Origin of the sequence: Candidatus Lokiarchaeum ossiferum (assembly GCA_025839675.1) — an archaeon.
Lineage (GTDB): Archaea > Asgardarchaeota > Lokiarchaeia > Sigyniarchaeales > Promethearchaeaceae > Lokiarchaeum > Lokiarchaeum ossiferum.
In genome coordinates this window covers 4,600,325-4,626,691 of the sequence record CP104013.1, presented here as the reverse complement: position 1 = coordinate 4,626,691, position 26,367 = coordinate 4,600,325, and the positions used below count along the sequence as shown (strand labels likewise).

Genomic DNA, 26,367 nt, shown 5'->3' with positions numbered 1-26,367 from the left:
GATTAAAAAAGATGGTCTAAACGCGCTTTTATTTTTTCAGCTTCTTCTTTTTGAATTTCGGATTCAATACCTTTATTTGCTGCCTGATAGGCATCAGCTAACACTTCTTTGCATTTCAATTTTAATTGCAAGCTCGCTAAGTCTTCATCTTGAATCATTGCTTCAGCTTCCAGCACATATCTAATCGCTTTCAAATGATCATTTCGCTGATAGAGGTAAAACAACCCGAGATCAAAGAAAGCTTCGATGTGTTCTTGTTTGGGTCCATCGGGAAGATCAACCGCCTTTTGGAGAGCTTGAAATTGTTTAGCTTCATTATTGATGCCAGCGTAATATTTCGATCGCTCATAATAATAAAGAAATTCATAATCAGGATGTTTATCAATTCGTTTTAGGAGTTCTTTGAATTGCAAGTTGGCGCCATCGTAGTCTTGTTCCATCATACTTAATCGAGCCATATCCAAATAATAACGTAAAATAAGAGATTCTGATTGCTCATTGGCAGGGAGATCTTTTAGGAATTGAACCACAATTTGTTTATGTTGATTGGCTTTCAAAGAATCAGAATTAAATTTGTGAGAATAAATGAGCTCGATGTGAATATGCACAATATCACTCAAAGGAACTTTCCCAGAACGAGCTAGATCCAAAGCTTCTTCCAAGTATGCAACAGATAGCACATGATTCTTTTTAATTCGCGCAATTTTTGCTAATTTGAAAAGGACCGCCACTTCTCCCAAAATATGATGAAATTTTTTAAGACGATGGAGAATATCCTTAAAAGCTTCCTCCGCTTTCGAATAATTTCCCTTCCCGATTAATATTTTTGCTTGAGAATAATGTTCAATGATGCTCGTTTCTTCTAGGGAACATGGGATACTTTCAAAGAGAAAAAAATCTCGGCAGTAATAATCTGAAACTAACGTATTTTCATACACCAGTTGAGGGAGAAATAACCCTGGGAGGTACATATTAGGGGCAAATTGCTTGAGAAATTGAACATAACTGAAATTTTTTATGTCAAGGGGATTGAACAATGGACCATTTTCTAACAATGGCATTACTTTTTTGATGAGACCCCGACAATAGATGATCCAATCATAGATCAAGTAATTGATTTTGAAGGATTGATCTTGAAAAACCTGATACCAAAGATTTAGGGTGTGAGATTCTAAGCCAGTCCGAACCCATACATTATTATAAACATAATCGCGGTAATATGTAACACTTCCGGGTTCTTCTATCAAATATTGGTCAGGATCCTCACGTTTAAACAGAACCACGAAATTTCTTCGGTTCTCTGGAAAACCTTTTGAGAGCTCAGCAGGTAGATCATCGGTGGGATGCAAATGAAAATCTTGATAGATATCCAGCACATCTTTGGACAAAGCGAGGTTAAAATGATCAAATGTATGTTGATTTTGTAATACATTGGACCGTAATAGCGAATTAATGATGGAACCATCAGAGGAATCTTGAAAAGTTGGATCATCATTTGATGAATAAAATTTTTCAATAACTTGAGCGATTTTAGATTGATATGCTACAAAATTAAAGTCATAGCGATAAGGTTCATCTTGAAGCAATGTTTGAACCGTTTCTCTGAGCGCCACAGCCAAATAACGAAGAGAATCTTCAAATGATTGATCTAACCAACGAGGTCGTAGAGAAAGTGAAATATAGAATGAAACAAGTTCAGCTTTCGGAGTAACTTTATTGGGGACTTGAATCGGGATTTTTATTCCTAAGATAAATGTGGTTTCAGGTTCCTTGGCAATGCTATAGCGTAGAAAACAATCGTAATCGTTACTTGATCGATAGCCTTCCTCTTCAAGCATAGTCTTTATGGACATATATTGATTTTTTGAAAATGTGTTCATGATGTTTAGTCTCCTTTTTTTTATGTTGACATGTGAAACAAACCAGAAACAAATACAATAACTCCTCCAAATATTAAGAGGAAAATTGTTATTTCGGGCAATATAAGTATATTTTCTACTGAATTCGTACCCAATGCAGCAGCAATCAATCCAGTAACAAAAACCAAAAGGCCTGCAGTAAAAATTATCCCTCCATATATTTTCCCTATTTTTCGAATCCGGGTCAGGAGCATATGTTCCTCAATTCGAGTTTCTGCCAGCCGAATGTTTTTTTCCATGGATACTAATTTCTTTTTCCCCATGGAAAGAAGTTTTTCAGCATCTTTAAGAGATTTTTCAGTGTTTTGTTTTCGGGTTTCAAGCTTTTCCAATTCTTCTGAATTATCTTTGACTTTATCATTCAATAACTGGTATTGAACATCATATTTTTCTTTATCTTTCAGCAAAGTCTGATATTTTGCATCAAATTCTCGCAATCGTTCTGTTTGTTCCGCTAAAATTACATTGTTCCCTGAAATTTTTTCAGTTAAACGAAGGTTTGTGGATGTGTTTATGGATACTTTTTCTTCCAAAATATTAGAACGTTCTTTCCGTTCTTCAATTTGTGAAAGTAATAAAGCGTTCATATCTTCCATCTCTTTAAGCCGTTTTTCTTCTTGAGGAACAAGAAGATTCAATTCTGCTTTTCGTTCCGAAATTTCTTGAAGATTTTCGGTTCGATCACTTATCTTTTGTTTTATCTGCTCAAGATATTTTTCCCGTACTTGAATTGAATCTTTAAGATTAGAGAGAAGTTCTTCTTTTTCAAGTAATTCTGATTTTATTGCTGTTAATTTTTCCGATGCTTCAGACTTTTCTCGTTCTAGGCGAGTAATAAAAGTTTGTTTCTCTTCAATTTGTTGAAGTAAAGCTTCACTACTCGATTTTAGTTTTTGTTCCTTTTCTTCTTGAAGAGGTAAATTTTCTTCAAAATATGCGTGCGTCTCGGCGAGGGTAGACATATTTTGTTGCCGAGTTATAATTTTTTGTTCCAATTCTGTCAGATATTTTTCTCGTACCTCAAGAGATTCTTTTAAAACTTTGAGTTTTTCATCTTTCTCTGAAAATTCTGCTTTATGAGTTTTTAATTTTTCTTGAATTTCTATAAGCTCCATGTCGAGGCTAGAGAATAATTTCTTTTTTTCATCTAGAAGGGCCTCAAGGTTGGATATATTCTTCTTAAGATTATTTTCTTGTTCCTCCGCTCGAGGGATGGATTGTTCTAGCTCGCTATATTTTTCAGCCAGAACACTAATATTTTGTTGACGAGAAACAATTTTTTGTTCCAGCTCAGCGAGATATTTTTCCCGTAATTCTAAAGAATCTTTTAGCTTTGCGAGCTCATCTTCTTTTTCATTGATTAACTCTTTATTAATCTTGACTTGTTCTTTCAACTCAAGAGATTCTCGATTTAAAGAAGAGATAAAATTTCTTCGATCTTGAAGATCAACAGTGATAGTTTCGAGATCTTGCGTAATTAATTTATGTTGGGATTCAATTTGACTAACTTTTTCAAGTAAATCATTATACTTCTCTTCATTATCCTTGATTTGTTTTTGAAGATCTTCAATTGATTTGGTTAAGTGATTTTCTAATTCTTCGAATATCGCTCTTTGCGAAGTTAATTTATCAATTGTATCGGAAATTTCTTTCAAATTTCGTTCTTTTTGAACGAAAATCGATTCGATTCCAGAAACTTTCTCATTATACTTGACCAAGGATTCTTGCTGCCGCTCACAGGACTCTACTAAATCCTTCAGAATCTTTTTTTTGGAAGTTATTTCCCCTTGTAGTTCTTGATCTGATAAGAGTAATTCTTCTCGAATATTCTTTTCTGAAGAATCATCTGTTTCAAGAGTATTTTTTACTTCACGTAGTTGTTTATCGATTTCATCCCGTAAATCTTTTACATCCGAGATCTCTTCTCGAATATTTTTAACATTCTGTTTTTGCTCTGAAGAATCCTTTTCTATTGTACTTTCTTCATTATTTTTCTTCAACTCTGGGGATGAGTTATTTGAGGGCAAGTTAATAATCTTTTAGTTTTTACCTCTTATTTATTTTTTGAGTTGAAGAACTTTTTTTTTAAGGTTCAAAAAAGGTTTAAATGTAAAAGACTGAAAAAATTGTTCTACATTCAAAAAATTAAATTTATTTCCGAGAATATTTATATAAACAGAGGTTTATTTAAAGAAATACAATTTAGGTATCTAAAATGATCGAACCCTTACAAATCGCCTTAATCATTCCAAAATTTATTGAAGCTACACTTTTTTTAATAGTTTCCATAAAGTTGATTAAGAAATTTCCAAATATCCCCTTTCGGGAACGACCACTTTTAAATGCTTTATTTCTAATCGGTTTATTCAGTTGGTTCATTTATATTACTCTAGATATAGTTATTTTTATAATCGCTCCCCTTTCATTAGAAAGTTCTTTGCCATTTGGAATATATAGCGGGTATCAAGCAGAATATCCTTCACTATTTATCGCAAATCTAATCAGAGATATAGGATTCTTAGGGTTAATTCTTATCTCGTGGTGTTATTTTATCGCAGCCTTTAGTATAAAATACGGGGAGAATAAAACTAAACAGATTTTTTTTAAGAACAAAATGGTTTTGGGCTTTATGATTGCATTTACTTTGATCTTCGATTTTTTTGATAAAATCATGGTAACCTATGAGGATTCAAGGATAAATATATCATCGGATTGGAGAGGAATAACAGGAATCCTTTTAGCAATAGTAATTAGTCTTTTTATTTTTGCAGCAATTTTACTCAATACAACGCTAGAATCAACAGTAATCGAGCACCAGGATCGACAATATAGAAAAAAGATTAGACTTTTGAAATATGGAATTATCTTCATGGCTTTAGGAGATATTTATTGGCTAATTTTGGGTCTTCTACGAAATTGGCCAGTATTTCTCGAATTTGCTAAATTTGACATGAGTTATGAGATTTTTTACTGGTTTGGGCACATGATTTGGATGTTATCACCTATTTTTATATATTTCGGTCTTAAAGAATAAAACAAGAAATTTTTACTATATCTGTTCCAGTATGACAGATTCTGTGATACAAATAGAGATAATAAGTCCTAATCTGTTTAAGTAATTAGATATAAATTAACATTTAGAAGTAAATGAATAATGATTGAAATTATGCAATTAATTTTAGCTATACCCAAAACGATTGAAGCAGTATTATTTTTGATAATTATTCTGAAATTGAATAAGAAATATAAAGGATTATCCTTGAAAGAAAGACCACAGCTCAACACGTTATATTTAGTTGGTTTAATTGGTTGGTTAATTTATATTACATTAGATATTTTCATATACATCATTGCACCTCTTTCTTTTACAGAACTCACTCCTATTGGGGTTTATACTGGGTATGATTCACAATTTCCTTCGCTATTTATCGCGAATATTCTTAGAGATATAGGGTTTTTTGGAGCATTAATAATTTCATGGTGTTATTTTGTTGCTGCTTTTAACATTAAATTTGGAGAAAAGCAAACCCACCATTTTTTTGGGAACAATCGAATTATTCAAGCATTAATTCTGACTAGTTCAATTGTGTTATCTGCAGGTGATAAGATTAAAGTAGAAATTAATGAAGGTAATGCGAGTGTTAATGCAGTTTGGGATGGAATTGAAGGTGCTTTTGTAGCAATAGTTATCTTATTATTTGTCACAAGTGTAATCCTTCTCTCAATTACACTTCGATCATCAATCCCATCCATTTCAGATGATATTTTTCGGAGAAGGATCAAAATATTAATTTTGGGAACAGTATTCATGGCATGTGGACATATTTACTGGTTGGGATTATCCCTACTATTAAAAATACCAGCAGTTTTTGAATTTTTGTCAATTCAATTTTGGTATGTCACAGCCCATTGGATTGGGCATATGCTATGGACCCTATCCCCCATTTTTATATTCTCTGGGTTCTCAATTAAAAATCACACTATAAACCAATAAAAGAAATTGCATAAAATTTTTGAAAAATCCCGACTTCTAGCTACATGATACATATGGCCAAACTTCTGTCAGATAAAGAACAGAAAAAAGCATTTAAGAAAATTGCTGAAGAAAACCCAGGAAAATATTATCCTATCACAGTATTAAAACAAAAAGGATTTATTCGAAAACATTGTATTAATTGTAAGAAATATTTCTGGACTGCAGTGCATACAAAAGAAACTTGTGGTGAACCTGAATGTAATGATGGGTTTACAGTTGTAAATAATAATCCCAAGAAGAATCATTTATCTTTCATCCAGGTATGGAAAAAAATTGTTGAAATATTAGAACCTCGAGGATATGTACCTATTAAAAGATATCCCGTGGTTGCAAGATGGAACCCGACCACAGAATTTACGATTGCATCAATTGCAGCATTTCAACCATATGTTGTCTCTGGTGAAGTCCCCCCTCCAGCAAAAAAACTATTAATTCCTCAATTTTGTTTACGATTTGGTGATATTGAAAATGTAGGCATTACAGGGTCTCATTGCACAGGATTCGTAATGATAGGACAACATCAATTTGTTTCTCCTGAAGAATGGGATCAAGATCAAGCTTTTCGAGATATTTATGATTTCTTAGTAGATGGAGTTGGGCTTGCTAATACAGAATTTGTTATTCATGAGGATGCATGGGCAGGTGCAGGATGTTTTGGACCATGCATGGAATTTTTCAGCAGAGGGGTTGAGCTTTTTAATCAAGTTTACACGTTGTTTCAGCAAACTCCAGAAGGCCCAATCGGATTAAATCTTAAAGTACTTGACATGGGATTGGGTATGGAACGAGTTGCTTGGTTCAGCCAAGGAACACCAAATATCTACGAAGCAATTTTCCCATTAGTTCTTCAGCGTATTCGTGAACGAACCAAAGTTGAATTGGATTATACACTATATAATAGATTTTCCCAATTTTCAGCCTTTCTAAACATAGATGAAGTCGAAGATATGAATGAAGCTTGGGCTCGAGTTGGGAGGGAATTAAATATTGATCCTATCACTTTAAAGGAAAAGATTGTTCCTATGACAGCAGTATATTCCATTGCGGAGCATTCTAGATCCCTTTTATTTGCCATCACCGATGGAAAACTCCCCTCAAATGTGGGAGGAGGATATAATCTCCGAGTGATTTTCAGACGAGCAATTTCTTTCATTGATCAATTTAATTGGGATATCGATATGGGAGAAGTTTGTGAATGGCATGCAGAAGAATTATTTGAAATATTTCCAGAAATAAGCGAGAGCTTAAATGAAGTGAAGGCAATCTTGGAAATTGAAAAACAAAAATATTATGCCACCAAGAAAGAAGCAGAAAAAATTGTTAAAAAATTGGTCAAAAAAGAGGATATCACGGAAGAAAAGTTGATTGAACTTTATGATAGTAATGGAATCAATCCAGAACTAATAAAGGCAGCGGCAGCAAAACTGGGTAAAAAAATTAAGATCCCGGATGATTTTTATGGAAAAGTAATTGCTCGTCATGAAAAAATAGTTCAAGTCCATGCTACCAATAAAAAAATAGATATTGATTTAACTAACATACCCGATACAAAGAAACTTTATTTTACCGACTATTCTAAAACAGAAAATTCTGCAAAAGTGCTCAAAATTCAAAAAATTACCCATGAAATTGAAGATGAAGAAGCCGAAGGAGAGCAAATGTTAAAAATAACGGCTTGGGCAATAGTGTTAGACTCATCTATTGCATACCCTACATCGGGAGGTCAACTTCATGATAATGGCTGGATCAATACAATTAAATTTATTGATGTTATAAAATTAGGAGGTATAACAATCCATATTTTAGATCAAGAACCAGATTTTAAGGAAGGAGATACAGTTACTCTAAAAATTGATAGAGATCGCCGGAAGCTTTTAACTCAACATCATACAGCAACACATATTGTAAATGCAGCTGCTCGAAAAATATTAGGAAATCATATTAATCAAGCAGGTGCTAAAAAAACACTAGAAAAAGCCCATTTGGATATAACCCATTACGATTCTTTAACAGATGAGCAAGTAAACCAAATAGAACAAGTTGCAAATGAGTTAGTTTCACGAGAAATTCAATCAAACATTCGTTTTATGGAAAGGAGTGAAGCGGAATCCAAATATGGAATGTCATTATATCAAGGGGGAGCAGTTCCCGGAGTATCATTACGAGTAGTAGAAATCCCCGATATTGATATAGAAGCATGCGGAGGCACCCATGTGAATAATACTCGGGAAATTGGTCAAATCAAAATAATAAAATCTCAAAAAATACAAGATGGGATAGTGCGTCTGACATATACAGCGGGAAATGCCACAAAGGCTCTATTTGAAAAGAATGAGAAAATCAAAAAGAAATTGAGTCAGATTTTAGAAGTATCTCCAGACGAACTTGTTGCTCGATCTCAAGAATTACTTGAAAAATGGCGAATGCTTCGAAAAGCAATGTCAACAGGTGATTACAGTGAATATATGACAACACTAACTATAAAAGAAAAAGATCCAGACCAATCATTACATGTATTGTCCAGATTTTTTGAAATTTCAACTGATATGCTAATTGGTAAAATTCAAAAATTAAAAGAAGAATGGGAGACCATGAGAAAAGAAATTCAGCAGATCGCAATAGTAGTGGGAGAAAAAAATGTTGAATATCTTGTAGAAAATGCCAAAGAAGTGCATAATGTTAAATTTATTGCAGCAATTTATCCCAATATGGATAATAAAGTTTTATCTAATTTGGGTAAGGCTTTATTGAAAAAAGTTAATAGTGGATTAATCTTCTTAATTGGATCATCCCCCAAAGGTGTGAATTTTATAGTAATGCGTGGAGAAAAAATTAAAGAATATAATTTATCAAAAATCTCCAAGCAATTTTTACAAAAAGTGAATGGAAAAGGAGGAGGGAAACCGGATTCCGCTCAAGGTTTTATCCAAAATTACAAGGAAGAACCCGAAAAATTATTTGAAATCTTTCAAAAACTGGTATTTAGCTCAATTGAGCTCAATAAATAATTTTTTTTAGCATTTTTTACTTTTCATATTTCGATTTCCTATAACCTAAATCAACTAAAAGGCCATAAATTAGAGCTAAATGAAGATTTTTGAAGAATTTTTGGCTCTGGGGAACTGTTCGATAATACTCATCAACCCTTTCACCATTACTTGAGAAAAATAATGCAGTATTTTCCACTATGAATTTTGTACTTGGATTTTTAGAATATAATTCTATCACAGTGGAACGTAGAGAAGTCATGTATTCTTGGAACTCTTCGAAATACCGGTTAACATCTTCTGATCCAGTAATCACACCGAAGTGACAAAAAGCTAAGTTAATAGGATTTAATTTTCGTAATTTTTCCAAGCTTTGCATTGTAAGATCATAATTGAAATTAGGAGGCATTGAAGTTGGTTGAGGAGAGATTTTTGTACTATGATATAAACATCCAACTGTTTCTCCAGCAAAACAAAATATGGGAGAATTGTTCTGGAATATCGTTGGAGAAAGATGCCCTCCAGTATGACCAGGAGTTGATAGTAATTGAAGAACATAATTATTCTTCAAATTGAGGGGCAATGGGCTATCGGGTTCCACTTCAAAAAATGCTTGATCTGCAAATTCTGGAGAAATTGGTTTCATAGTACCAACAAATTCTCCAAAAGTAGTACGAGCACCTATTATGTGGTCTTCTGCATTTTGCAATTTCTCTCGCATTTTTTTGGTGGTTATTATTTTAAAGTTAGGATTGCGTTTCACCAATTTACGCCATATACGAAGGGAACCTCCTGCATGATCAAAATGGTAGTGAGTTAACATAATTCCTTCCACTTTTTCCAAGGGAATATGCATTTTTTTCAAGGCTCGAATAACAATTGGAACGTTATCACTGGTTCCTATATCCATTAGAAGACATTTTTCACCATCCCAATAACAATATGCGCTTGTGATTCGGGGAATCGAAAATTGCATCGTATCTATTAAATAAACATTTTTTAATATTTCACTAGGTTTGTAGACAATTGGCATTATTTTTTATTCACTTTTTAATTAAATTTTGATATTATTCTAGTAATCAATTATTTATATTGACGTTTATTCTTTTTATTTAAGAGCGAAAAATAATGACAACACTGAAACGCAGCGCAGCCTGGGCAATGATTAATTGGGCCAATATTCAACATAGCATTGAAGCCCTAACAACATTCGCACCGGATCAAGCCAGCATTGAAGAATCGATTCACAACATTGAAAAAGAGATGACAGAAGAAGAACTTTTCATGAAAGAAGCTGAAGAACTTGAAAACCTCCTAATTACTAGACTCCAAAAAATTCTGGAAAAGAAACATGGAAAGGAAATCAAGAAGCGGAAAATTCAACAAGAAAAGATGATCCGTCAAAAAAAACAAGCTATGGCAAATAAAAAGGTAGGAGTTCAGATCATGCCATTCGGAGGAGGAAATTTAAAAGATCTTGAAAAAATGGGTCTCGATCCAAAAATGATGGAACAAATTTCCCGAAGCATGATGGATCAACTATTTGGAAAGCGTCAAAAGAAGAAAGATGATGACGAGGATGACGAAGACGAAGATCCTGGCGCTTCCTTTTACATGTAAAATAGATTTTTTCTCTTTCTTTCTCTATTTGAATAACCTAATATTAAAAAATAATTTCCATCTCTTTCTGGAATGTTGTTATCTCATCGAAGGGGTTGCGGTAAGACACATTTAACAACCATTTTTTGACTTCGTACTTCTTTTCATTTTGTTTTTCCAAACGAAAATTCCACTGTATGACTCTGATTGCTTCTGGTTCAAATTCCCGAATAAAAATCTCAGTTAAATCGCTGTCTTCCTTTTGAAGGTTTAAAAACTCTGGAAAAATGAAGATCAATCCCATATCATTGAGGAAAAACTTGGTAGGGTTATAAATACGTAGATTAAATGTTATTCTTGAACCAATAATCTCAACCTTACGGGAGAAAGACAACAGATTTTCACCTAAAGGACGTTCAGGTATGATTAATTCTTCATTGTGAATTTCTGCATGGAGAGTACGATCTTCGATTAAAGCAAATAAGCGATCCTTCAAATGCTTCTTTTGTATTGAAAGGGCTTTCTCTAGACGATCCAATGGAATCGGATTCATATATTTCAAATACTCGCGAACTTCTTGAATAAACAATTCGTCTTCAACTTCTTTTTGGAAAGATCGAATTTTTTCAATAAGTGAATCTTTTACATCAGCCCAATTATTCACATAATTTCGCACTTCAGCTAACGCTTCCGCTGAAAGATTAATTTTATCTAAATCATTATAAATATGGTTAATTTCTTTATTGTAATTTTCAATTGTATTATATAAATTATTGATGGTAAGAGATACCAGATGATGAGCTTCTTTAAACCTTCGTTTTTTAATTTCTTGGTATATCGGCTCAGTAATAGAATCAAATCGTTCAAGCACATCCCGTTGGCTCTGCACAGCTTGCAAAATAATATTTTGTAAGTTTGAATTGAGAAAATTGAAGGTAATTTTACGCTTCAGATCGGAATATTCTCCATTGGTCCCATCGATTTCAGATTGTAATAAATTAAACTTCTGGAAAATGTTGCCAATATACTGCTGAACCTCAATTTTTACATCAACCCAATATATTGTCACTTCTTTTAGAAATTCTTTAAATTCCAAATTATTTAACCAAGTTTGTCCAATCTTGAATTCCAAGGTGTACAACTTCTCTCTAATATGGGAAATGCGATCTAGAAAGGATTCAATCTTGGAGGGGTCATTTTGATAATCTAAGTTCTCAATTTTCTTTTCTAAGTTCAAAACAAATTGATAATCATTTTTAACATCTAAAATAGATTCTTCAATATTTTTTACAACATCCTGAAGATCTTCTAAATATTCCGCACGTCCATCACATATTTGATTGAACATAACAGCCTTAATATCAGAGATATTTTCCAAGATCTCTTCTTTAATTTCTTTGAAATCTTGCAAAATATCGACAGAAAAACGCTTAAACTCGGATTCATACAAGATCTTTTCAAATTCGTTGAGTTTTTCGGAAATTCTATTTCCTTCTTCTTCCAAGAGAACCTCCGCATCATTAAATTTCTTCTTGATAATAAGCTGCTCGGTTTTTCCTCGAAGATTTGTAGAAAGGGATTGGAATTTGTCTAATCCTTTATAAAAGGAAATTTTTCGCTTTTCAACTTCTTGTATTTCAGTATCAATATTCTCATATACATTCTTAATTTTAGACAACGAATTTTCTATCTCATCTAATACATCCAAATCCTTTTCTAGAGATTGCCAGTTTTTTAAATTGATTGCAGTCCATATTGCTACAGATTGAATATGTAAAATATAAGCTAAATCTCCCACCAAACTAATATGTTGCTTTCGTTGACGCCAATCTTCAGGATCTAAGCCTTGAAACATTTTATAGAGTTCTTCTTCGAAAGCGTCGGGTTTTTCCATATATATTTTTAATAAACAATTCGCAATGATATCACGGATGATTTGTATTGGGTTTTGTAATTCAATGATTAGAATAGGAAGCAATTTTTTCATATTTTGAAGAGAAATGAAAATTAATGTTTCCGAAATTCCATCTTCTTGATCTTTACATTCAGCTATATTACATATACTGGATAAATAATCCAAAAACAAGCGAAATAGATTTTTACTTTGAGTTTTTCCAATCTTAACAAAAGCATCAATCACCTTTGTCTGGATCATCATGATTTGATCAGAAAATAGCGATATCATTATATTAAATAATACCTCAAATTCACTGAAATAAAGATAACCAATCTCTCCAATTATCCAAATACCCTTTTCTCGGATTTCCCAATCATCATCCTCAAGAATTGGTTGCAAAATCGTAATAATCTCATCAGATTCCATATGAAAACATAATGCTTTCATCACTTCGGAAGCAAATCCTCGAATTTCTTCATCAGGATCTTTAAATAAATGGGTCAAGTTTTCCTTGAGTGCATTGATTAAATCAACAGGAGGATTTGACTCAGGAGTTAAAAATTCTAATACTCCTTCCAACGATTTAGCACGAACTTTCCAAGAGTCATCATCAAACATACGACAATATGTCAAATAAATATCGGGATAATCAGTATATGATTTCTTAATAATAGTAGCAACTAAAGATACTGCTATTTCTCGGACTTTCTTATCAGGATCAAATAATTTAGCTTCACATTTTTCAATTAGAGAATCAAACTTGCCTAGGGAAACCGAAGGATATATTTTTTTTAGTATGCCAAGAACATCTTGTCGAACCCAATATTCCTCATGATCTAATAATGGTGCGATAAATTCGGTGATAGTATCGACAGTATAATTTGTTTTATCACAAATGATATTAATTAATTCCAAACATTTGGCTAAGAATTTCTCACTTTTATGAAAAACATGTTCCATTAATAAAGAACCAATTAAATCAACTGCTTTATCATATTGTTTTGAAGAAATTTGATTGTCTATATCATCAAATAGTTCAGAAATAACATCCTTATTGCTTTGTGGCATACATTTCACATTTCGGATAGTTTTCAGAATTTCATTTCTGATTTAATCCTACTTTAATGTTTAATCCGTGAGTTTTTATTTTTTTGGAAATTTTGTTTTTGAACGATTAATAAACATTATTTTTCATGTTGCATTTGAGATGACTGATGGCAAAGAAAAAGAAAAAAACAGTAGCCGAAGATGATCTTTCAGCAGAAGACTTAGGTGTCGTTCCCGAAGAAAAAAAGAAAAAAACAACTGCTAAGAAGAAAACTTCAAAGAAAAAAACCACAACAAAGAAAAAAACAACTAAAAAATCTTCTAAAAAATCAGATTTCATTCAATCATCTTGTAACGTAGGGTTGGTCGGCCATGTTGACCATGGAAAAACAACCTTAGTTAAAGCCCTTTCCGGAACTTGGACAGAAAAATATGCTGATGAGATAAATCGTGGAATTACTATTAAATTAGGGTATGCTGAAGCTGCAGTTATGCAATGTCCTAAGTGCAATCGAGTGATTGCTGAAGCACTCGCTAATTTGCTCCGAAAAAGCAAAAAAGATCCAAAAGGGCATTGTCCTGATTGTGGCGAAAAATTAGCATTTAAACGTCGAATTAGTTTTGTTGATGCCCCTGGACACGAAATTTTGATGGCAACGATGTTATCAGGCGCTTCACTTATGGATGGAGCCGTATTGTTAGTTGCAGCGAATGAAGATTGCCCCCAACCTCAAACAAGAGAACATTTGGCAGCCCTAGAAATTGCTAAAATTGAAAATATTATAATTGTTCAAAACAAAGTAGATTCTGTAGGAAAAGAACGTGCTATAGAACATTACAATCAAATTAAAAGTTTCGTCAAAGGCACCATAGCTGAAAATGCACCAATAATTCCAACTTCAGCTATTTTCCAAGCTAATGTTGATAAAATTTCCGAATTAATCGAAGAAATAATACCATCTCCTGATTTTGAAGATCTAAATGAAGAAGATTTCCTTTTCAACGTAGCCCGAAGTTTTGATATTAATCGCCCAGGAATTTCGATTGATGATCTCGCTGGAGGTGTGATGGGAGGAAGTATCATCTCAGGTCAAATCTCAGTTGGGGATCAAGTCGAAATTCGTCCTGGGTTAAAAAATCCGGACAGTGGAAAATATAAACCTGTAATTACGACTGTTAAAAGTATTTATGAAGGAAAACATTCACTTGAGACTGCACGTCCAGGAGGTCTAATTGCTATTGGAACTGAATTAGATCCATCCAATACTCGAACAGATCAGCTTATTGGAAATGTTGTTGGAACACCTGAAACCCTTCCTGAAGTAAAAAATACCGTAGAGATTGAAACTCACTTATTAGAAAAAGTATTAGGAGCAGAAGAGGATATTAGTGTTAAACCAATAGCGAAAAATGAGTTAATCATGATTGTTGTTGGAACTTCCCTTTCAGCTGGAGTTGTTTCTAAAATTGGAAAACATAATTCCGTGAGTCTTCAATTGAAACGTCCAATCTGTGCACTTGGAGGATCAATTGTTGCGTTAAGTCGTAGGATTCATAATCGATTTCGTTTAATAGGCTATGGTTATTTAGCAGAATAAAAATCTTATCTTCTAACAAACCTTTTTTTTTACGCTTCTTTAATTTAGATATGGAAAATTCGGAAGATTTTTTCGAAAAGTTGAAAGCCTTATTAGATCAAAAAGGAAGTTTATTTCTCGAGGATGTAAATATTACTGTTGATCAACTCAAAGCACATATTTCCCCCGTTCTTCAACAGGCTCAAATGCAAGCAATGAAAAAAAAGCTTCCAGATTTTAAATGGGTATCAACCCAAATACCACCCCTCCCTCCAAAATCCTTTCATCCAATTGAAGAAATTGAATTTAGTCGTTCAAATGGACGATCTGTAAAAATAGGAGGAGATAAAACTCTCCCTTATCTCACTTTTCTGCAAGATAAACATGGAAAAATACTCAAAAATCCCAATTCTCCTGTTGTCACCTTTGATGTCTTTGATATGAAAATAAAACTACCCAAGGTAATTAAGAACGCATATCGAGAAGTTTTGACAGATCCTGCTGGTTGGGCAGAATTAGCGGAAAAATATGGAGCAGATCTCATAACTATGCATTTTGTGTCTACCGATCCAGGAGTGAATGATACACCAGTATCAAAAGCTCGCCAAATATTAGAGGATGTTTTGGAACGAGTAAAATGTCCCGTTATTATTGGAGGATCTGGAAATAAAAAGAAAGATACAGAACTTTTCGAAGAATTAGGTGCAATTACCCAAGGAGAGCGTCTAATGCTTTCCAGTGCAGATAAAATAACAATTGACAAAGTAGTTCCTATCGCTCGAAAATATGAGCATAATGTATTGCTTTGGGCTCAATTGGACATTAATGATCAATCAAAATTAGTGGAGGATGCATTATCTATGGGAATACCGCGAAATCAGATCGTATTGGACCCAACTTGCGCAACATTGGGGTATGGATTGGAGTATTCCTACTCAATCTACCAACAAATCCGACTTGCAGGTTTGAAAGGAGATTCAAATCTTAATTTTCCTCTTTCAGCAGGAACTACGAATGCATGGGGTGCCAGAGAATCACATATGAAGAAGATTAACCACGTTCCAAATCATGGAGGTAATAGATTTTTAAGAGGTCCAATTTGGGAAATAACCACTGCCCTTGCGATGAGTTTAGTAGGATTAAATTTAGCAATGATGTTACATCCTCTCTCGGCCCAAATATTTAAGGAAATGGTTAACGATCTATCAACTGTAACCTTTCAAACCCCTGATAATTATCTCGATTGGGTTTCCGCTAAATATTAAAAATGACTGATTAGAACTGATTCTATTATTCTTCATCGTGAATATAGTCGATTTTCATCTCATCCAATAATTTAATCACGAGATATTTTATTCTATCTCGGATGTCGCGGAAGAATGTAATATCAGCCCCATCAGGATTGTCTAAATTCCAGTTTTCGACAGATTTCCATACTATCACCTTATGATCTGAATAAAATTCTTGCACATCAACCCCCATGGAAATTATCTTCTGAGAAAACATATCAATTTTAGGATCTTCTAAATAAGAATTTGCAGAAATATCAACCCCAAATTCTTTCATGACAGTAACGGCATGAGGATGCACTGTTTTAAAAGATTTTGCACAAGAATAATTAACTTCAACGGGATCCTTTGCCAAATGCTCAAGAAAACCCACAGCCATTGGCGCTCGTGTATTGTTCAATCCTAAAAATAAAACGGATTTCATGATAACTTAATAAATTTTAACCTTGATAAATGTGATGGGTGAATTGTAAAAAAAAACGATGCCTATTACAAGTATTTATAAAATTTATGCTACTGCACATTGAAAAACGGGACATGCGCGAGTGCATAGCCCACAATGTTTACATTTCTCTTCAAGAATATATGGGACAGAGTAAGGATTATCTTGAACTATAGCCCCATATGGACATGAACGAACCGAAGGACAGGGATGATTTTTCGGACATAAATATTCTCTAACTTCAACTTTATTGCATTTCATAAGTTTTCACTGGGATTCTTTGTTATGTTATTTAGTATTTTATGATATTTAAAGTTAGTGCATAATTAATGCACTACCATAAAATCTTAGAAATTCAAACAAATCAGCATTCTACCTTAATATTAACCGATAAACCAAAATTAATATATTTTTATAGACTTTTCAATTAAGCAAGCCAAATTTATAGAAGTAGAAAAAAAAAACTAATTAATATCAAAGAATACTTTTGCATTCTTTAAAACTTGTTTTGCTATATCCATTTGCGCCATTTCATTTACATAAGCAATAGCGGCTAAAGAATATTCCACATTACTTGGTGTATTAAAAGCCCCCATTGTATAAGGGTGTTGGGCGCTTGCATCGGTCTCGGCAAGAAGTCGATCTAAAGGAACATCTTGTATATTTCGGCGCCATTTCTTGAAACCATACGCTGAACTTGGAATAGAGATATAATATCCTTTATCACCCAACATTTTTCCCCATTCTGCGGGACCACTAAAACAATGCCACATTACATCCGATGGTGGAATTTTCTCTGCTTCTAAGATATCTAGAATTAAATCATTACAAATATCCCGATCATTATAAGAAGCATTTGGAGAGTTTGGATCTCTATCATTTTGAGTAGGATTTCTTACATGTAAACTATATTTCTTTCCCAAATGTTTAGTTTTCTGGATCATTTCTTCAAAAATATCGATTTGATGTTCTCGTTTTTTAAAAGTTTTAGCGTGGTGAAAATCAATGCCAATCTCTCCGATAACATCATATTTATCAGTATTTTTTTCCAAGTATTCATAGTATTTTGGATAATCTACTTTCCATTCTTCAGGAGTCGCATATGTGGTTGCTTGAGCACCCCATCCAATGGTTAATAGCATATTATCATGAGTTTCTCGGAATTTCTGACGAAAATCAACACCCCAAATTGAAGTAGATGTAACTATATATTTTCCATTGTGATTCTCAAAAAAATCACGGTATTGCTCTTCATTTAGCTTTTCAATAGATTTATTTCCTTTTTTCAGACTTCTTGGTAGTTCATCACTTGGAAAATGACAGTGACAGTCAATTAACGGTAATCCCTTTTCAGGTTTAATAGGGATTATATCATTTTTTCTTCCCATTTTATGAAAAATAAAAATTTTTGATCGCCAAAAAACCTTTTTTGCTAAAACAGCTATAGAGAACATATATTCATGAACTCATCAAAGCAAATTCAGAAAACAGTTAAAATTACTCTCATTATGATTTGGATTTCTTCACTACAAATTTTAGTTGGATCACAAAGCGTTAAAGCTGAAACTGAAAATGAGACGTATTTACCCGAAGAATTTATCATGCAACAAAATGCTAGTCGTTTGTATTTAACTGATCTCACAATGAATGATACTTGGTTCCTGAATTGTACCGCAAAATATCAAGGAATTTTCTACTTATACCTTTATAATGCTCGACCAACCAATGAAAACTTCCTAACTGAAAATACAGAATATCCCGAAATCGGAGGCGCTTTGGTTGCATATAATGAAACACCTACGGAAGTATTTTCCGCAAAATTGAATGACACAGTCCACACCATTACTTTGGAGTATAAAGCACCAGCAGATTCTCTTTATTACTTAGAAATTCGTTTGATTGAAAATGGTCCAGATACATTTGTTCTGAAAAGTAAGATTAACAACCAATATAAAGACGTTCAAGCCTATTATATCCCTTTTATTCCAGGTTACCCATCAATTTTTATTATTACAACTGCAACTTTGACAATAATTATTTTGAGAAGAAAGGCCAAACAAAATTTAGCAAAAAGGAAAAACTAGGATTTATTTTCTGAACTTTTACCAGATGTAGATTTTTCAATCTGCTTCTTACGTTTTGCTTCTCTTTTGGCCAATTCTTTTTTATGTTTTTCCAGTTCTTTTGCCTTTAATGCATCTCTTTTTTTTTGTTCTTTTTGCTTTTTCAGCCCTTGTTTAGTTTCAAGACGCAATTTTTCTTGCTCTTTTTTTTTTAAAGCGATTTGTTCTTTCTCTTTCTGAATGGCAAAAGCCTCTTTCGCTTTAATTGATGATTGAATTTTTTGTTTTTCAAGTTTTTCTTGTTCTTTTAGATGTTTTTCTTCCTTTTTAGCAGCTTTCTTAAATCCCATGTCCATTAAACTTAGAGGTTTCCCCCATCTACCATCAGAACGATAAGGTTGTGATAATAGGGATTTAGCAATAGGATGCATCGAATTTTCAATTACACCATTTATTGCATCATATAGTTCAATTGGACAACTTTGATAGATTTTTTTATAGAATTCTATAGTTTTTTCAAGTTCATACTTGCTTAAAGCATCAATAATGGAAGAATTCACCGATAGAAATTGATCGTCTTGATTTTGATAATTGTTTTTTAGATAAGAAAAGAGTTCTTCAAATACCGAATCATTCTGAATCATAGAAAGAGCGCTCACTGCGTTCAATTTTCGTTGAAAATCATCTGAACGAAATTGATTAATATATTTTTCGAGATCTTTGGGTAAATAATTCAATTTATCCAGTGCTTCTTGAATAGCTTTTAAAACAAAAATATTTGTTTCTGATTTTTGCATCTTTACTAGAGGTTTTAAGGCTTTTGAAACTTGTTTCTCCCCTATTTGATGAATAATGAATACTTTTAACTCAGAATCCTTCTCTTTTTTAAGGAGAGTTATTAAATCTTCTGGTTCTTGATACGCTAAATCTTTTTTTGTTTTGATTAATTTTAAGTACACCTTGGATACAATTTCTTCTTTGGACTTCTCTTTGAAAGAAGGATTTAAATTTCCCAAACTTTCAACTATTTTCTCAATCACATAATCATCTGGATCGGATAAATGATCAATCAAAATTTTAATTGTTTTTGGATCTTTCGAAATACCTAAAGCTTCAGCAGAAAATGCGCGAGTATTTCGATTAGAATCATCTAAATAAGGAATAATTGCAGAAACTGCGCTGGGATCTTTGATACAGGATAGAGCCTTAATTGCTGTAGCCAATAATTCTTCTTTTGGTTTTTTCTTTTCAATATACAATAGAATCGAAGAAACTGCTTCTTTGGCACCTATCATCCCCAGGGATTCCAAGATATATTGAGCAATTGGAATTTTAACTTGCAATAATAAAGCACACATAGATTCAACTGCACTCGGATCTCCAATTTTTCCTAAAGATTGAGCTGCATACTTGCCTACCTTCTCTTTTTTATGATTGAGTAGATCTACCAAAGAAGACACAGCTCTAGCGTCTTTTAGTTTTCCTAACGCAAAAATGGATGCTACGAGTAAATCAACGTTTTTAGAGATAAGTTGTTGAAGAATTGGCGTAGTTGCGCGTATATCTCCAGAATTACCCAGGGTATTGATAAGTTCAACCCTTTCTTTTGGGTTCTTAAATTTTAATCGATAAATTAAATCTTCAACTTCATCCTTTACCATAGCAAATTAGATTCCTTTTTATGAACTTAATATTCACATAAGTCTTTTTTAATCTTTCTTTTCTGCAGTATTTGTTTTATTGACTGTAAAATGTTAAAGAAGTAAGAAAGATCTAATAAATAATCGGACAATCAAGTTTTTAACTTCTTTTGTTTACTTTTTTTAAGCGTTGATTTCTTTTTGGTCGATGTTTTCTTCTTCTTGGTTGATTTCTTATTTGTTGAGGTTTTCTTCTTCTTAGATATTTTCTTTTTAGTAGAAGATTTTTTCTTTTTGGTAGTAGATTTTTTCTTTTTGGTAGTAGATTTTTTCTTTTTGGTAGTAGATTTTTTCTTTTTGGTAGTAGATTTTTTTTTATCAGCTTCTTTCCTTGGTGCGATTTCCTTTTCCACTACTTTTTTCACACTAATAGATTTCTTTGCCAGTGTTTTCTTTTTCTTGGCCAGTTTAGCTTTCATTTCAGCAATTTTTTCTTTTTCAATTTGTAATTTTTGTTGCTCCTCAGCTTGCTTCTGAGCAAGAATTTTTGCTTCTTGCTTGCGCTTTTCTTCTTTAAGTTTTTCTTCTTGCATTTCTTTTTTAATGAGAATCAATAAATTTTCTTTATCAGATTGTTTCTTTTCAAGCATTATAGTTTGTTCTTGGAGCTGGGATTCAAGTGATTTTATTTGATCACGTATAGCATCAATTTCCTCATTAATCATTTGTATTTCTGGGTGTATTTCAATTGAAGTTTGTTTTTGATTATATAAATTTGGAATAAACTCTTGGAGAGCTTCAGCAGAAATATCTTTATTGTAAATAAGATCAGGAGTTTCTTTCAATTCACTAAGATCAATTTTGCTAGTAGTGTCATACTCATACACAAGATGTAGAGTGAATGAATAGTCGATGACAAATTGAGGAGGGTCCAATGCTGTTTCAACATCATAATTTTTGCGAAAATCTAAATTAGGACGCAATATTTCAAGATGATGGTCTTTAACCTGAATGACGGGCGTTTTGGGATTCTTAATATCATAAACTTCGAATGAGGTTAAATGAAGCAGAAATTCAGATTTATTTTCAAAAATAAGTTCACATCTGTATTCATTTTCTGAACGAATTGATCTCTGCTCCCGAATTCCCACAAGATATTTGGAACTAGCTTCAAAAAGGCGGGGTTTCAAAGAACCAGCTCGAGAATATGAATATTTTTTTATAAATGATTGTTGAGGTTTTAAACCAAAAATTTTGACATTAGGGATATCTGAAACCTCAGAAGTCTCTTTAAATTCTAAAGAAATATTCCAAATAGTATCACTTACACCAGTATTGGTAAGAACCATGGCACCTTCACCCTCCCTTTCTATGAATGTTAAAGAAATGGGTTGGGCAAGATTCCGATATCGAAAAGTCCTAGGGGTACTAATGTTTCGCGTATAATTTTTGTTATTTTTATGAAGAGGGCGAAATCCTTGGCGAAGACAATGAATATCTATATGATCTTTTTTATCCAAAGTGTCGATGTTCCAAGAAATTAATTGATGAGAAGAATTAAATTCCTTTTTATCATAATTCACATTGGATGTGAGACATTCGTGGCTATGAACAACAAGATCGTTCAGATGAATATCTTCAAACGCAACAATTCCATCATTTTTAACATTCCATGTAACATCTTGCATTAACCATGTTTCACCCTCTGAAACCGATTTTGTAATAACTAAAACCTTTCTTCGTTTTCGATCCGAATGTCCGAAGATTTTCAGTTCATTTTCAAATCCTTGAATTTTTTCATCATAGGAATCCAGTTGAATTTTAAGCTCAGATAAAATGAGATCTAAGTTTTGTAATTCTTCGCGAGATTCCAGCTGATTTTCACTTAAATCTTCTAAATCATGGATCAATTGGGCGGAACTTGAAAGTGTGATTGCAGAAACAGCATCTTGAATAACATAGAATTTATTTTTAAACACTTCAATGAACTTATTAAAATCAATGAAAGATTCTTCGATGGCTTTTTGATTAGCAGTTTTAACTTCTTTTGATAACCGGGAGACTATTTTTTTAATTTTGGAGATATGAGACTTAGATTTTTGATAAATTAATTCGATTGACTTTTGCTTTTTTTTTGGATCGACAACTTTATCCAATTTTTTAATAATAGCAACCATACGACCAAAGGCTTTTGCACTTTTTGAGAATTCTTCTATGATAGATCGAATAGTTGCTTCACTTGTATTTCGAAGATCTGCTTTTATAAAAGAAATAGAAGAATGAATGGAATCAAGAGTTGCATACATGATATTATAAGTCTCAGTTGCAGTATCCTGATTATCAACAACTTCATCAGTTAAGGCTTCAAACCATGTACGAATAGTTTCCTTTTCCGATTCAATGAAATCAACTTTTTCTTCCAGTGATTCGCGAATATTTTGCTTTTTATGATATTTTTCTTGAATCTCACTTTTTGTCTTTTGCATTTCGATTAATTGTTTACGAAGGTTATTTTTATCTTTTGATAATCCAAATTGAGAAAGCATATCTAAATCCTTTTTAAATAAGAGCCTCCGAGCATTTTCAGTGGATGATTTTTTCTTTAATTCAATCATCTCACCCAATAGCGAATTAGATTCAATATAAATTTCTTCCAAAGCGAGATATTTTTTGGTGGAATTTGAAAGTTTTAATTTTTGCAAGATATTATTAAAAGTATCAAAAATTTGATGAATATCCTCAATAAACCCATCAAATTCTTTCGAAGAACGGTCTACCGCAGCAACAGCAGCTTTTTGGACTAATTCAGACATAGAATCAATAGATTGATCAATATTTTCTGAAAAAAGTTCCAAAGTAGAAGCAATAGAATTTGTAATCATGTTTAATTCTTTTTGATTGGAAATTGCAGAACATTCGCCTAATGGTTCCATAATCTCTTCCAGATCTTTCACATAATTTTGAAAATCACTAATATTTTCTAAGATCGCATTTTCAGAGTTAAGGATCATATTGGCTTTGAGTTCAGTTACTGTTCCATCTACAGAATCCACCAACCAAGTCAACATTTCGATATTTTGATCGATTTGAGCTTTGGATTGTTCTTCAATATGAGCAAGACTTTTGATTTTCTTTTTAGTATCCACAATTTCCCGATGCTTTTCCTTTAGATATTTCTGTAATTTATGGATTTTCTGGTCTCGAATTTTCAAAGATTTTTCCAGATCATTCAATTGTTGCTCAATCCTATTCTTTGATGCAGAAAGTATCTCTTGTTTTCGATCAAATTGTGTTTTTTCCAAAATTGCTTCACCAACAACCGAATTTATGGATGATTTATAACTTGAAATTCGGTTTTTAATACCTATGCTTATTTGTGAGCATCTTGAATAAAAAATTTCTGAATAAAGGGTAATGAATGAAGAAAAAAGAAAAACAGAAATAATATTACATATGATTATTAAACCAGTTAACAGTGTCTTGAACCACTTCTTTACGACAATAATCATTCAAAATTTCATGACGAGCATCTTTATATATTTTGTATCTCACATCTGCAATTCCTTGATTTTGATAGCGATGAACTAGGGGCATGAAATTTTTTGTAAAATTCCCCACTGGATCAAGTTCACCCACGATCATATAAATTGGCAGATTTTTAGGAATCTTGGATTCATTTTCTTTTTTCCATAAACGTTTCATAGCATATGCCATCTCCAAGTAGTACCCATTTGGAGGTCTATAACCACATAATGGATCGTCATCATATTTCTGAACTTCTTCTTCCACAGTTGATAACCATGCTGAAGCACTTTTAGCAGGTTCAAATCTTCTATTTAAAGGTTCCACACCTAACTTATATATTAATCCGGCAGGAGTATCAGAACCATGCAATTTTACTTGTAACTTAGCAATAAGAATTAATAAGCCAAGAGTATCTTGTTTTCCTGCAGTTCCACTTAATATAATACCTTTTAATTCATCACCCCATTTTTGGATGAAATCTTGAGTTAAAAATGATCCCCAACTATGGCCAAACATAAACACTGGTAAATCAGGATAATCTTTTACCATTATATCCTTTAATTGTTTTAAATCTTTGACAACACCATCCCACCCATCAGGATTCAAAGATCCTGCCTTATCCATCGATTCCATCGTTTTCCCGTGACCTCGATGGTCTTCAGCATATACCACAAATCCTTCATCTGTGAGTGCTTCTGCTAAGAAATCATATCGCAAGGCATGTTCAGCCATGCCATGAACAATCTGAATAAGACCTTTCGGAGTTATCCCAGTTTTTGGGACCCATTTATATGCGGTGATTTTAACACCAGCATGATCAGTAAAAGTAATATTTTCCATAATTACAGAAGTAGCTTTTAATGTTTAAAAAGGGAGTTTCACTTTGTTATTAAAAAGAAGCAGAAATGAAAAAAAATGCAAACTTACCATTCACGAGATTGAATCATGTAAAAAGCTTTTAATTCCCCTTTCTTTTCTTCGGCACCAGATTCAAGAACATTGGTGATGTAACTCACAGGAGTTGTTAGATTCAATCGCTTATAATGATATCGAATGATTTTATCTAACACCATATTAAACGCTTTTTCTGAGTTCAAAAGTAAAAATCGGGCGACCATTGGGGATCCTTTAGCATTTTGTTCCCGAGTTTGCTGTAATTTATCAGCAGCAAGATTTTTTTCTAAACGTTCAAGGGCTTTCGCAATTTTCAATTTTTTCTGTTCAGGAGCAAGAGATGAATCTTTCTTTATTTTTGCTAATTTTTGTTCAGTTTTTGCACGAACTAAATATTCAGAACTTTCCCAAAGAGCATCATAGATCATTTTTAGCTCATATTTTCTAAAATGATATTGAAGTCGTACAACAAAATCTGTCCGACTCCCAGTTTTTGCTTGAACAGACATAAACCGGCTTTTATCAAAGGGTAAAATATAGCAAAACCATTTTTCAAATAAACGTTCATGATTATCCATAATATGCTTCGCAATATTTGGAATTAAGAAGGAATTTTCAGCTTGATCTATTTCAGAGATCATTCGATTTGTTAAAATTTTGATTTGATCCTCAGATACATCTCTAGCGTACTCTTGAATCCCCAACTTTAACCGATCATCAATTGTTTGGAATTGACAATTCATCCCAAGAGCTTTCAAAAACCGTCTGAATTGTTCGGGTTGGGTCGCGGCTTTCTCTATTGCCTTTCGATATGTCTTAATTGTCTTTAAAATATAGGAATCTTTGAATTTAAATGGTGCCATTTGTTTTATTAAGTATTTTCCTTTCACTTTGGTAAAATAGGGCATTGTAATTGCTTTTTTAATATCCTTGAAAAACAGTTGCTTTTCTTTAATGGGTTTATCAATAAACGGATCTAAAGGGGATAAACGTTCATCGAGTTTTTGGCTAGTAGGTACCCGTCTAAATTTCCAAATTGGTTCCAACTTGTTTATTAATTCATGAGTGATAATATCGGGATTTAACGAGAGGTTATATTTTTCTGTGATTTGTTTTAATCCAGATTTAAAAGCATTTCTTCTTGATTCATGTAAGTAATCCAGCACTTCACCGTCTTCGAGCTGAAAAATAGTCAAGGGTAAGATGAGTTCATTGATTCTTATAATATCTTGGATTTTTTGTCGCCTTATTTTGGAATATTTATTTTTTTCCTTTAGTAAAGCGATATACATGTTGATCTTTCGCATTGATTCTCGATGAATTTGCTCCTTATTATAACAGCTAACACAATATTTTAACGTGATATGAACGCTTTGATCTAGATTTTGTTCCAGACCACATGAATTACACTTAAAGAATTTTTTTTGAGTAACCATAGATTTTACACCACTA

At 32.8% G+C, this 26,367-nt stretch carries 18 protein-coding genes; 7 read left to right on the top strand and 11 right to left on the bottom strand.

Annotated features, from left to right (window positions below; genetic code table 11):
* Window positions 1–2: 2 nt before the first annotated feature.
* Together NEF87_RS19855 and NEF87_RS19850 are read right to left on the bottom strand one after the other, a co-directional pair.
* On the bottom strand, window positions 3–1,880 hold the full coding sequence (locus NEF87_RS19855; protein ID WP_457917200.1) for a tetratricopeptide repeat protein: 1,878 nt from the start codon (window positions 1,878–1,880) through the stop codon (window positions 3–5).
* Window positions 1,881–1,900: 20 nt separating this feature from the next.
* On the bottom strand, window positions 1,901–3,946 hold the full coding sequence (locus NEF87_RS19850) for a hypothetical protein (protein ID WP_457917199.1): 2,046 nt from the start codon (window positions 3,944–3,946) through the stop codon (window positions 1,901–1,903).
* 188 nt (window positions 3,947–4,134) lie between these two features.
* On the opposite strand from NEF87_RS19850, the gene NEF87_RS19845 reads away from it, so the two are divergent.
* The 3 genes from NEF87_RS19845 to alaS all read left to right on the top strand — a co-directional run bounded on the left by NEF87_RS19845 (window position 4,135) and on the right by alaS (window position 8,963).
* On the top strand, window positions 4,135–4,953 hold the full coding sequence (locus tag NEF87_RS19845) for a hypothetical protein (protein ID WP_457917198.1): 819 nt from the start codon (window positions 4,135–4,137) through the stop codon (window positions 4,951–4,953).
* A gap of 132 nt (window positions 4,954–5,085) precedes the next feature.
* A complete protein-coding gene (locus NEF87_RS19840) occupies window positions 5,086–5,913 on the top strand; it encodes a hypothetical protein (RefSeq protein WP_457917197.1) in 828 nt (275 codons plus the stop codon).
* Between the two features lie 53 nt (window positions 5,914–5,966).
* The gene (gene alaS / locus NEF87_RS19835) at window positions 5,967–8,963 is read left to right on the top strand and encodes an alanine--tRNA ligase (protein ID WP_457917196.1); all 2,997 of its coding nucleotides are present in this window, start codon (window positions 5,967–5,969) and stop codon (window positions 8,961–8,963) included.
* 16 nt (window positions 8,964–8,979) lie between these two features.
* Here the strand turns inward: alaS and NEF87_RS19830 are convergent, their stop codons facing one another.
* Entirely contained in the window at window positions 8,980–9,975 is a 996-nt protein-coding gene (locus NEF87_RS19830) for an MBL fold metallo-hydrolase (RefSeq protein ID WP_457917195.1), read from the bottom strand.
* Window positions 9,976–10,070: 95 nt separating this feature from the next.
* Here NEF87_RS19830 and NEF87_RS19825 point away from each other — a divergent pair, with 95 nt between their 5' ends.
* Window positions 10,071–10,562, top strand: coding sequence for a hypothetical protein (locus tag NEF87_RS19825; protein WP_457917194.1), 492 nt, complete (start codon window positions 10,071–10,073; stop codon window positions 10,560–10,562).
* Window positions 10,563–10,605: 43 nt separating this feature from the next.
* Here the strand turns inward: NEF87_RS19825 and NEF87_RS19820 are convergent, their stop codons facing one another.
* Entirely contained in the window at window positions 10,606–13,506 is a 2,901-nt protein-coding gene (locus tag NEF87_RS19820) for a hypothetical protein (RefSeq protein ID WP_457917193.1), read from the bottom strand.
* A gap of 146 nt (window positions 13,507–13,652) precedes the next feature.
* On the opposite strand from NEF87_RS19820, the gene NEF87_RS19815 reads away from it, so the two are divergent.
* Window positions 13,653–15,083, top strand: a complete 1,431-nt coding sequence (locus tag NEF87_RS19815) for a translation initiation factor IF-2 subunit gamma (protein ID WP_457917192.1) — start codon at window positions 13,653–13,655, stop codon at window positions 15,081–15,083.
* Between the two features lie 50 nt (window positions 15,084–15,133).
* Entirely contained in the window at window positions 15,134–16,327 is a 1,194-nt protein-coding gene (cdhD, locus tag NEF87_RS19810) for a CO dehydrogenase/acetyl-CoA synthase subunit delta (RefSeq protein WP_457917191.1), read from the top strand.
* A gap of 25 nt (window positions 16,328–16,352) precedes the next feature.
* Here cdhD and NEF87_RS19805 read toward each other — a convergent pair whose 3' ends face one another.
* The 3 genes from NEF87_RS19805 to NEF87_RS19795 form a co-directional block, all read right to left on the bottom strand.
* The gene (locus NEF87_RS19805; protein WP_371803207.1) at window positions 16,353–16,775 is read right to left on the bottom strand and encodes an arsenate-mycothiol transferase ArsC; all 423 of its coding nucleotides are present in this window, start codon (window positions 16,773–16,775) and stop codon (window positions 16,353–16,355) included.
* An 84-nt stretch (window positions 16,776–16,859) separates the two neighbouring features.
* Complete coding sequence (locus NEF87_RS19800) at window positions 16,860–17,054, bottom strand: 4Fe-4S binding protein (protein ID WP_371803206.1); 195 nt, start codon at window positions 17,052–17,054, stop codon at window positions 16,860–16,862.
* A gap of 203 nt (window positions 17,055–17,257) precedes the next feature.
* On the bottom strand, window positions 17,258–18,181 hold the full coding sequence (locus tag NEF87_RS19795) for a TatD family hydrolase (protein ID WP_457917190.1): 924 nt from the start codon (window positions 18,179–18,181) through the stop codon (window positions 17,258–17,260).
* 72 nt (window positions 18,182–18,253) lie between these two features.
* On the opposite strand from NEF87_RS19795, the gene NEF87_RS19790 reads away from it, so the two are divergent.
* Window positions 18,254–18,877: a Loki-CTERM sorting domain-containing protein gene (locus tag NEF87_RS19790; protein ID WP_457917189.1), complete on the top strand. Its 624-nt coding sequence runs from the start codon at window positions 18,254–18,256 to the stop codon at window positions 18,875–18,877.
* Here the strand turns inward: NEF87_RS19790 and NEF87_RS19785 are convergent.
* The 4 genes from NEF87_RS19785 to NEF87_RS19770 form a co-directional block, all read right to left on the bottom strand.
* Window positions 18,874–20,517, bottom strand: a complete 1,644-nt coding sequence (locus NEF87_RS19785) for a HEAT repeat domain-containing protein (RefSeq protein ID WP_457917188.1) — start codon at window positions 20,515–20,517, stop codon at window positions 18,874–18,876. The genes NEF87_RS19790 and NEF87_RS19785 overlap by 4 nt on opposite strands.
* A 131-nt stretch (window positions 20,518–20,648) precedes the next feature.
* Window positions 20,649–23,798, bottom strand: a complete 3,150-nt coding sequence (locus NEF87_RS19780; RefSeq protein ID WP_457917187.1) for a hypothetical protein — start codon at window positions 23,796–23,798, stop codon at window positions 20,649–20,651.
* 145 nt (window positions 23,799–23,943) lie between these two features.
* Window positions 23,944–24,861, bottom strand: coding sequence for an alpha/beta hydrolase (locus NEF87_RS19775; protein WP_457917186.1), 918 nt, complete (start codon window positions 24,859–24,861; stop codon window positions 23,944–23,946).
* 83 nt (window positions 24,862–24,944) lie between these two features.
* Window positions 24,945–26,351 carry a hypothetical protein gene (locus NEF87_RS19770; RefSeq protein WP_457917185.1) on the bottom strand — a complete coding sequence of 469 codons (1,407 nt, stop codon included), beginning with the start codon at window positions 26,349–26,351 and terminating at the stop codon, window positions 24,945–24,947.
* Window positions 26,352–26,367 lie beyond the last annotated feature (16 nt).

Excerpts from the sequence above, each read along its gene's own strand:
- NEF87_RS19830 (WP_457917195.1), bottom strand. The coding sequence starts at position 9,975 with ATGCCAATTGTCTACAAACCTAGTGAAATATTAAAAAATGTTTATTTA.
- alaS (WP_457917196.1), top strand. The coding sequence starts at position 5,967 with ATGGCCAAACTTCTGTCAGATAAAGAACAGAAAAAAGCATTTAAGAAA.
- NEF87_RS19845 (WP_457917198.1), top strand. The coding sequence starts at position 4,135 with ATGATCGAACCCTTACAAATCGCCTTAATCATTCCAAAATTTATTGAA.
- NEF87_RS19770 (WP_457917185.1), bottom strand. The coding sequence starts at position 26,351 with ATGGTTACTCAAAAAAAATTCTTTAAGTGTAATTCATGTGGTCTGGAA.
- NEF87_RS19820 (WP_457917193.1), bottom strand. The coding sequence starts at position 13,506 with ATGCCACAAAGCAATAAGGATGTTATTTCTGAACTATTTGATGATATA.
- NEF87_RS19800 (WP_371803206.1), bottom strand. The coding sequence starts at position 17,054 with ATGAAATGCAATAAAGTTGAAGTTAGAGAATATTTATGTCCGAAAAAT.
- NEF87_RS19815 (WP_457917192.1), top strand. The coding sequence starts at position 13,653 with ATGGCAAAGAAAAAGAAAAAAACAGTAGCCGAAGATGATCTTTCAGCA.
- NEF87_RS19855 (WP_457917200.1), bottom strand. The coding sequence starts at position 1,880 with ATGAACACATTTTCAAAAAATCAATATATGTCCATAAAGACTATGCTT.
- cdhD (WP_457917191.1), top strand. The coding sequence starts at position 15,134 with ATGGAAAATTCGGAAGATTTTTTCGAAAAGTTGAAAGCCTTATTAGAT.
- NEF87_RS19825 (WP_457917194.1), top strand. The coding sequence starts at position 10,071 with ATGACAACACTGAAACGCAGCGCAGCCTGGGCAATGATTAATTGGGCC.
- NEF87_RS19785 (WP_457917188.1), bottom strand. The coding sequence starts at position 20,517 with ATGGTAAAGGATGAAGTTGAAGATTTAATTTATCGATTAAAATTTAAG.
- NEF87_RS19795 (WP_457917190.1), bottom strand. The coding sequence starts at position 18,181 with ATGGGAAGAAAAAATGATATAATCCCTATTAAACCTGAAAAGGGATTA.
- NEF87_RS19805 (WP_371803207.1), bottom strand. The coding sequence starts at position 16,775 with ATGAAATCCGTTTTATTTTTAGGATTGAACAATACACGAGCGCCAATG.
- NEF87_RS19790 (WP_457917189.1), top strand. The coding sequence starts at position 18,254 with ATGAACTCATCAAAGCAAATTCAGAAAACAGTTAAAATTACTCTCATT.
- NEF87_RS19840 (WP_457917197.1), top strand. The coding sequence starts at position 5,086 with ATGCAATTAATTTTAGCTATACCCAAAACGATTGAAGCAGTATTATTT.
- NEF87_RS19775 (WP_457917186.1), bottom strand. The coding sequence starts at position 24,861 with ATGGAAAATATTACTTTTACTGATCATGCTGGTGTTAAAATCACCGCA.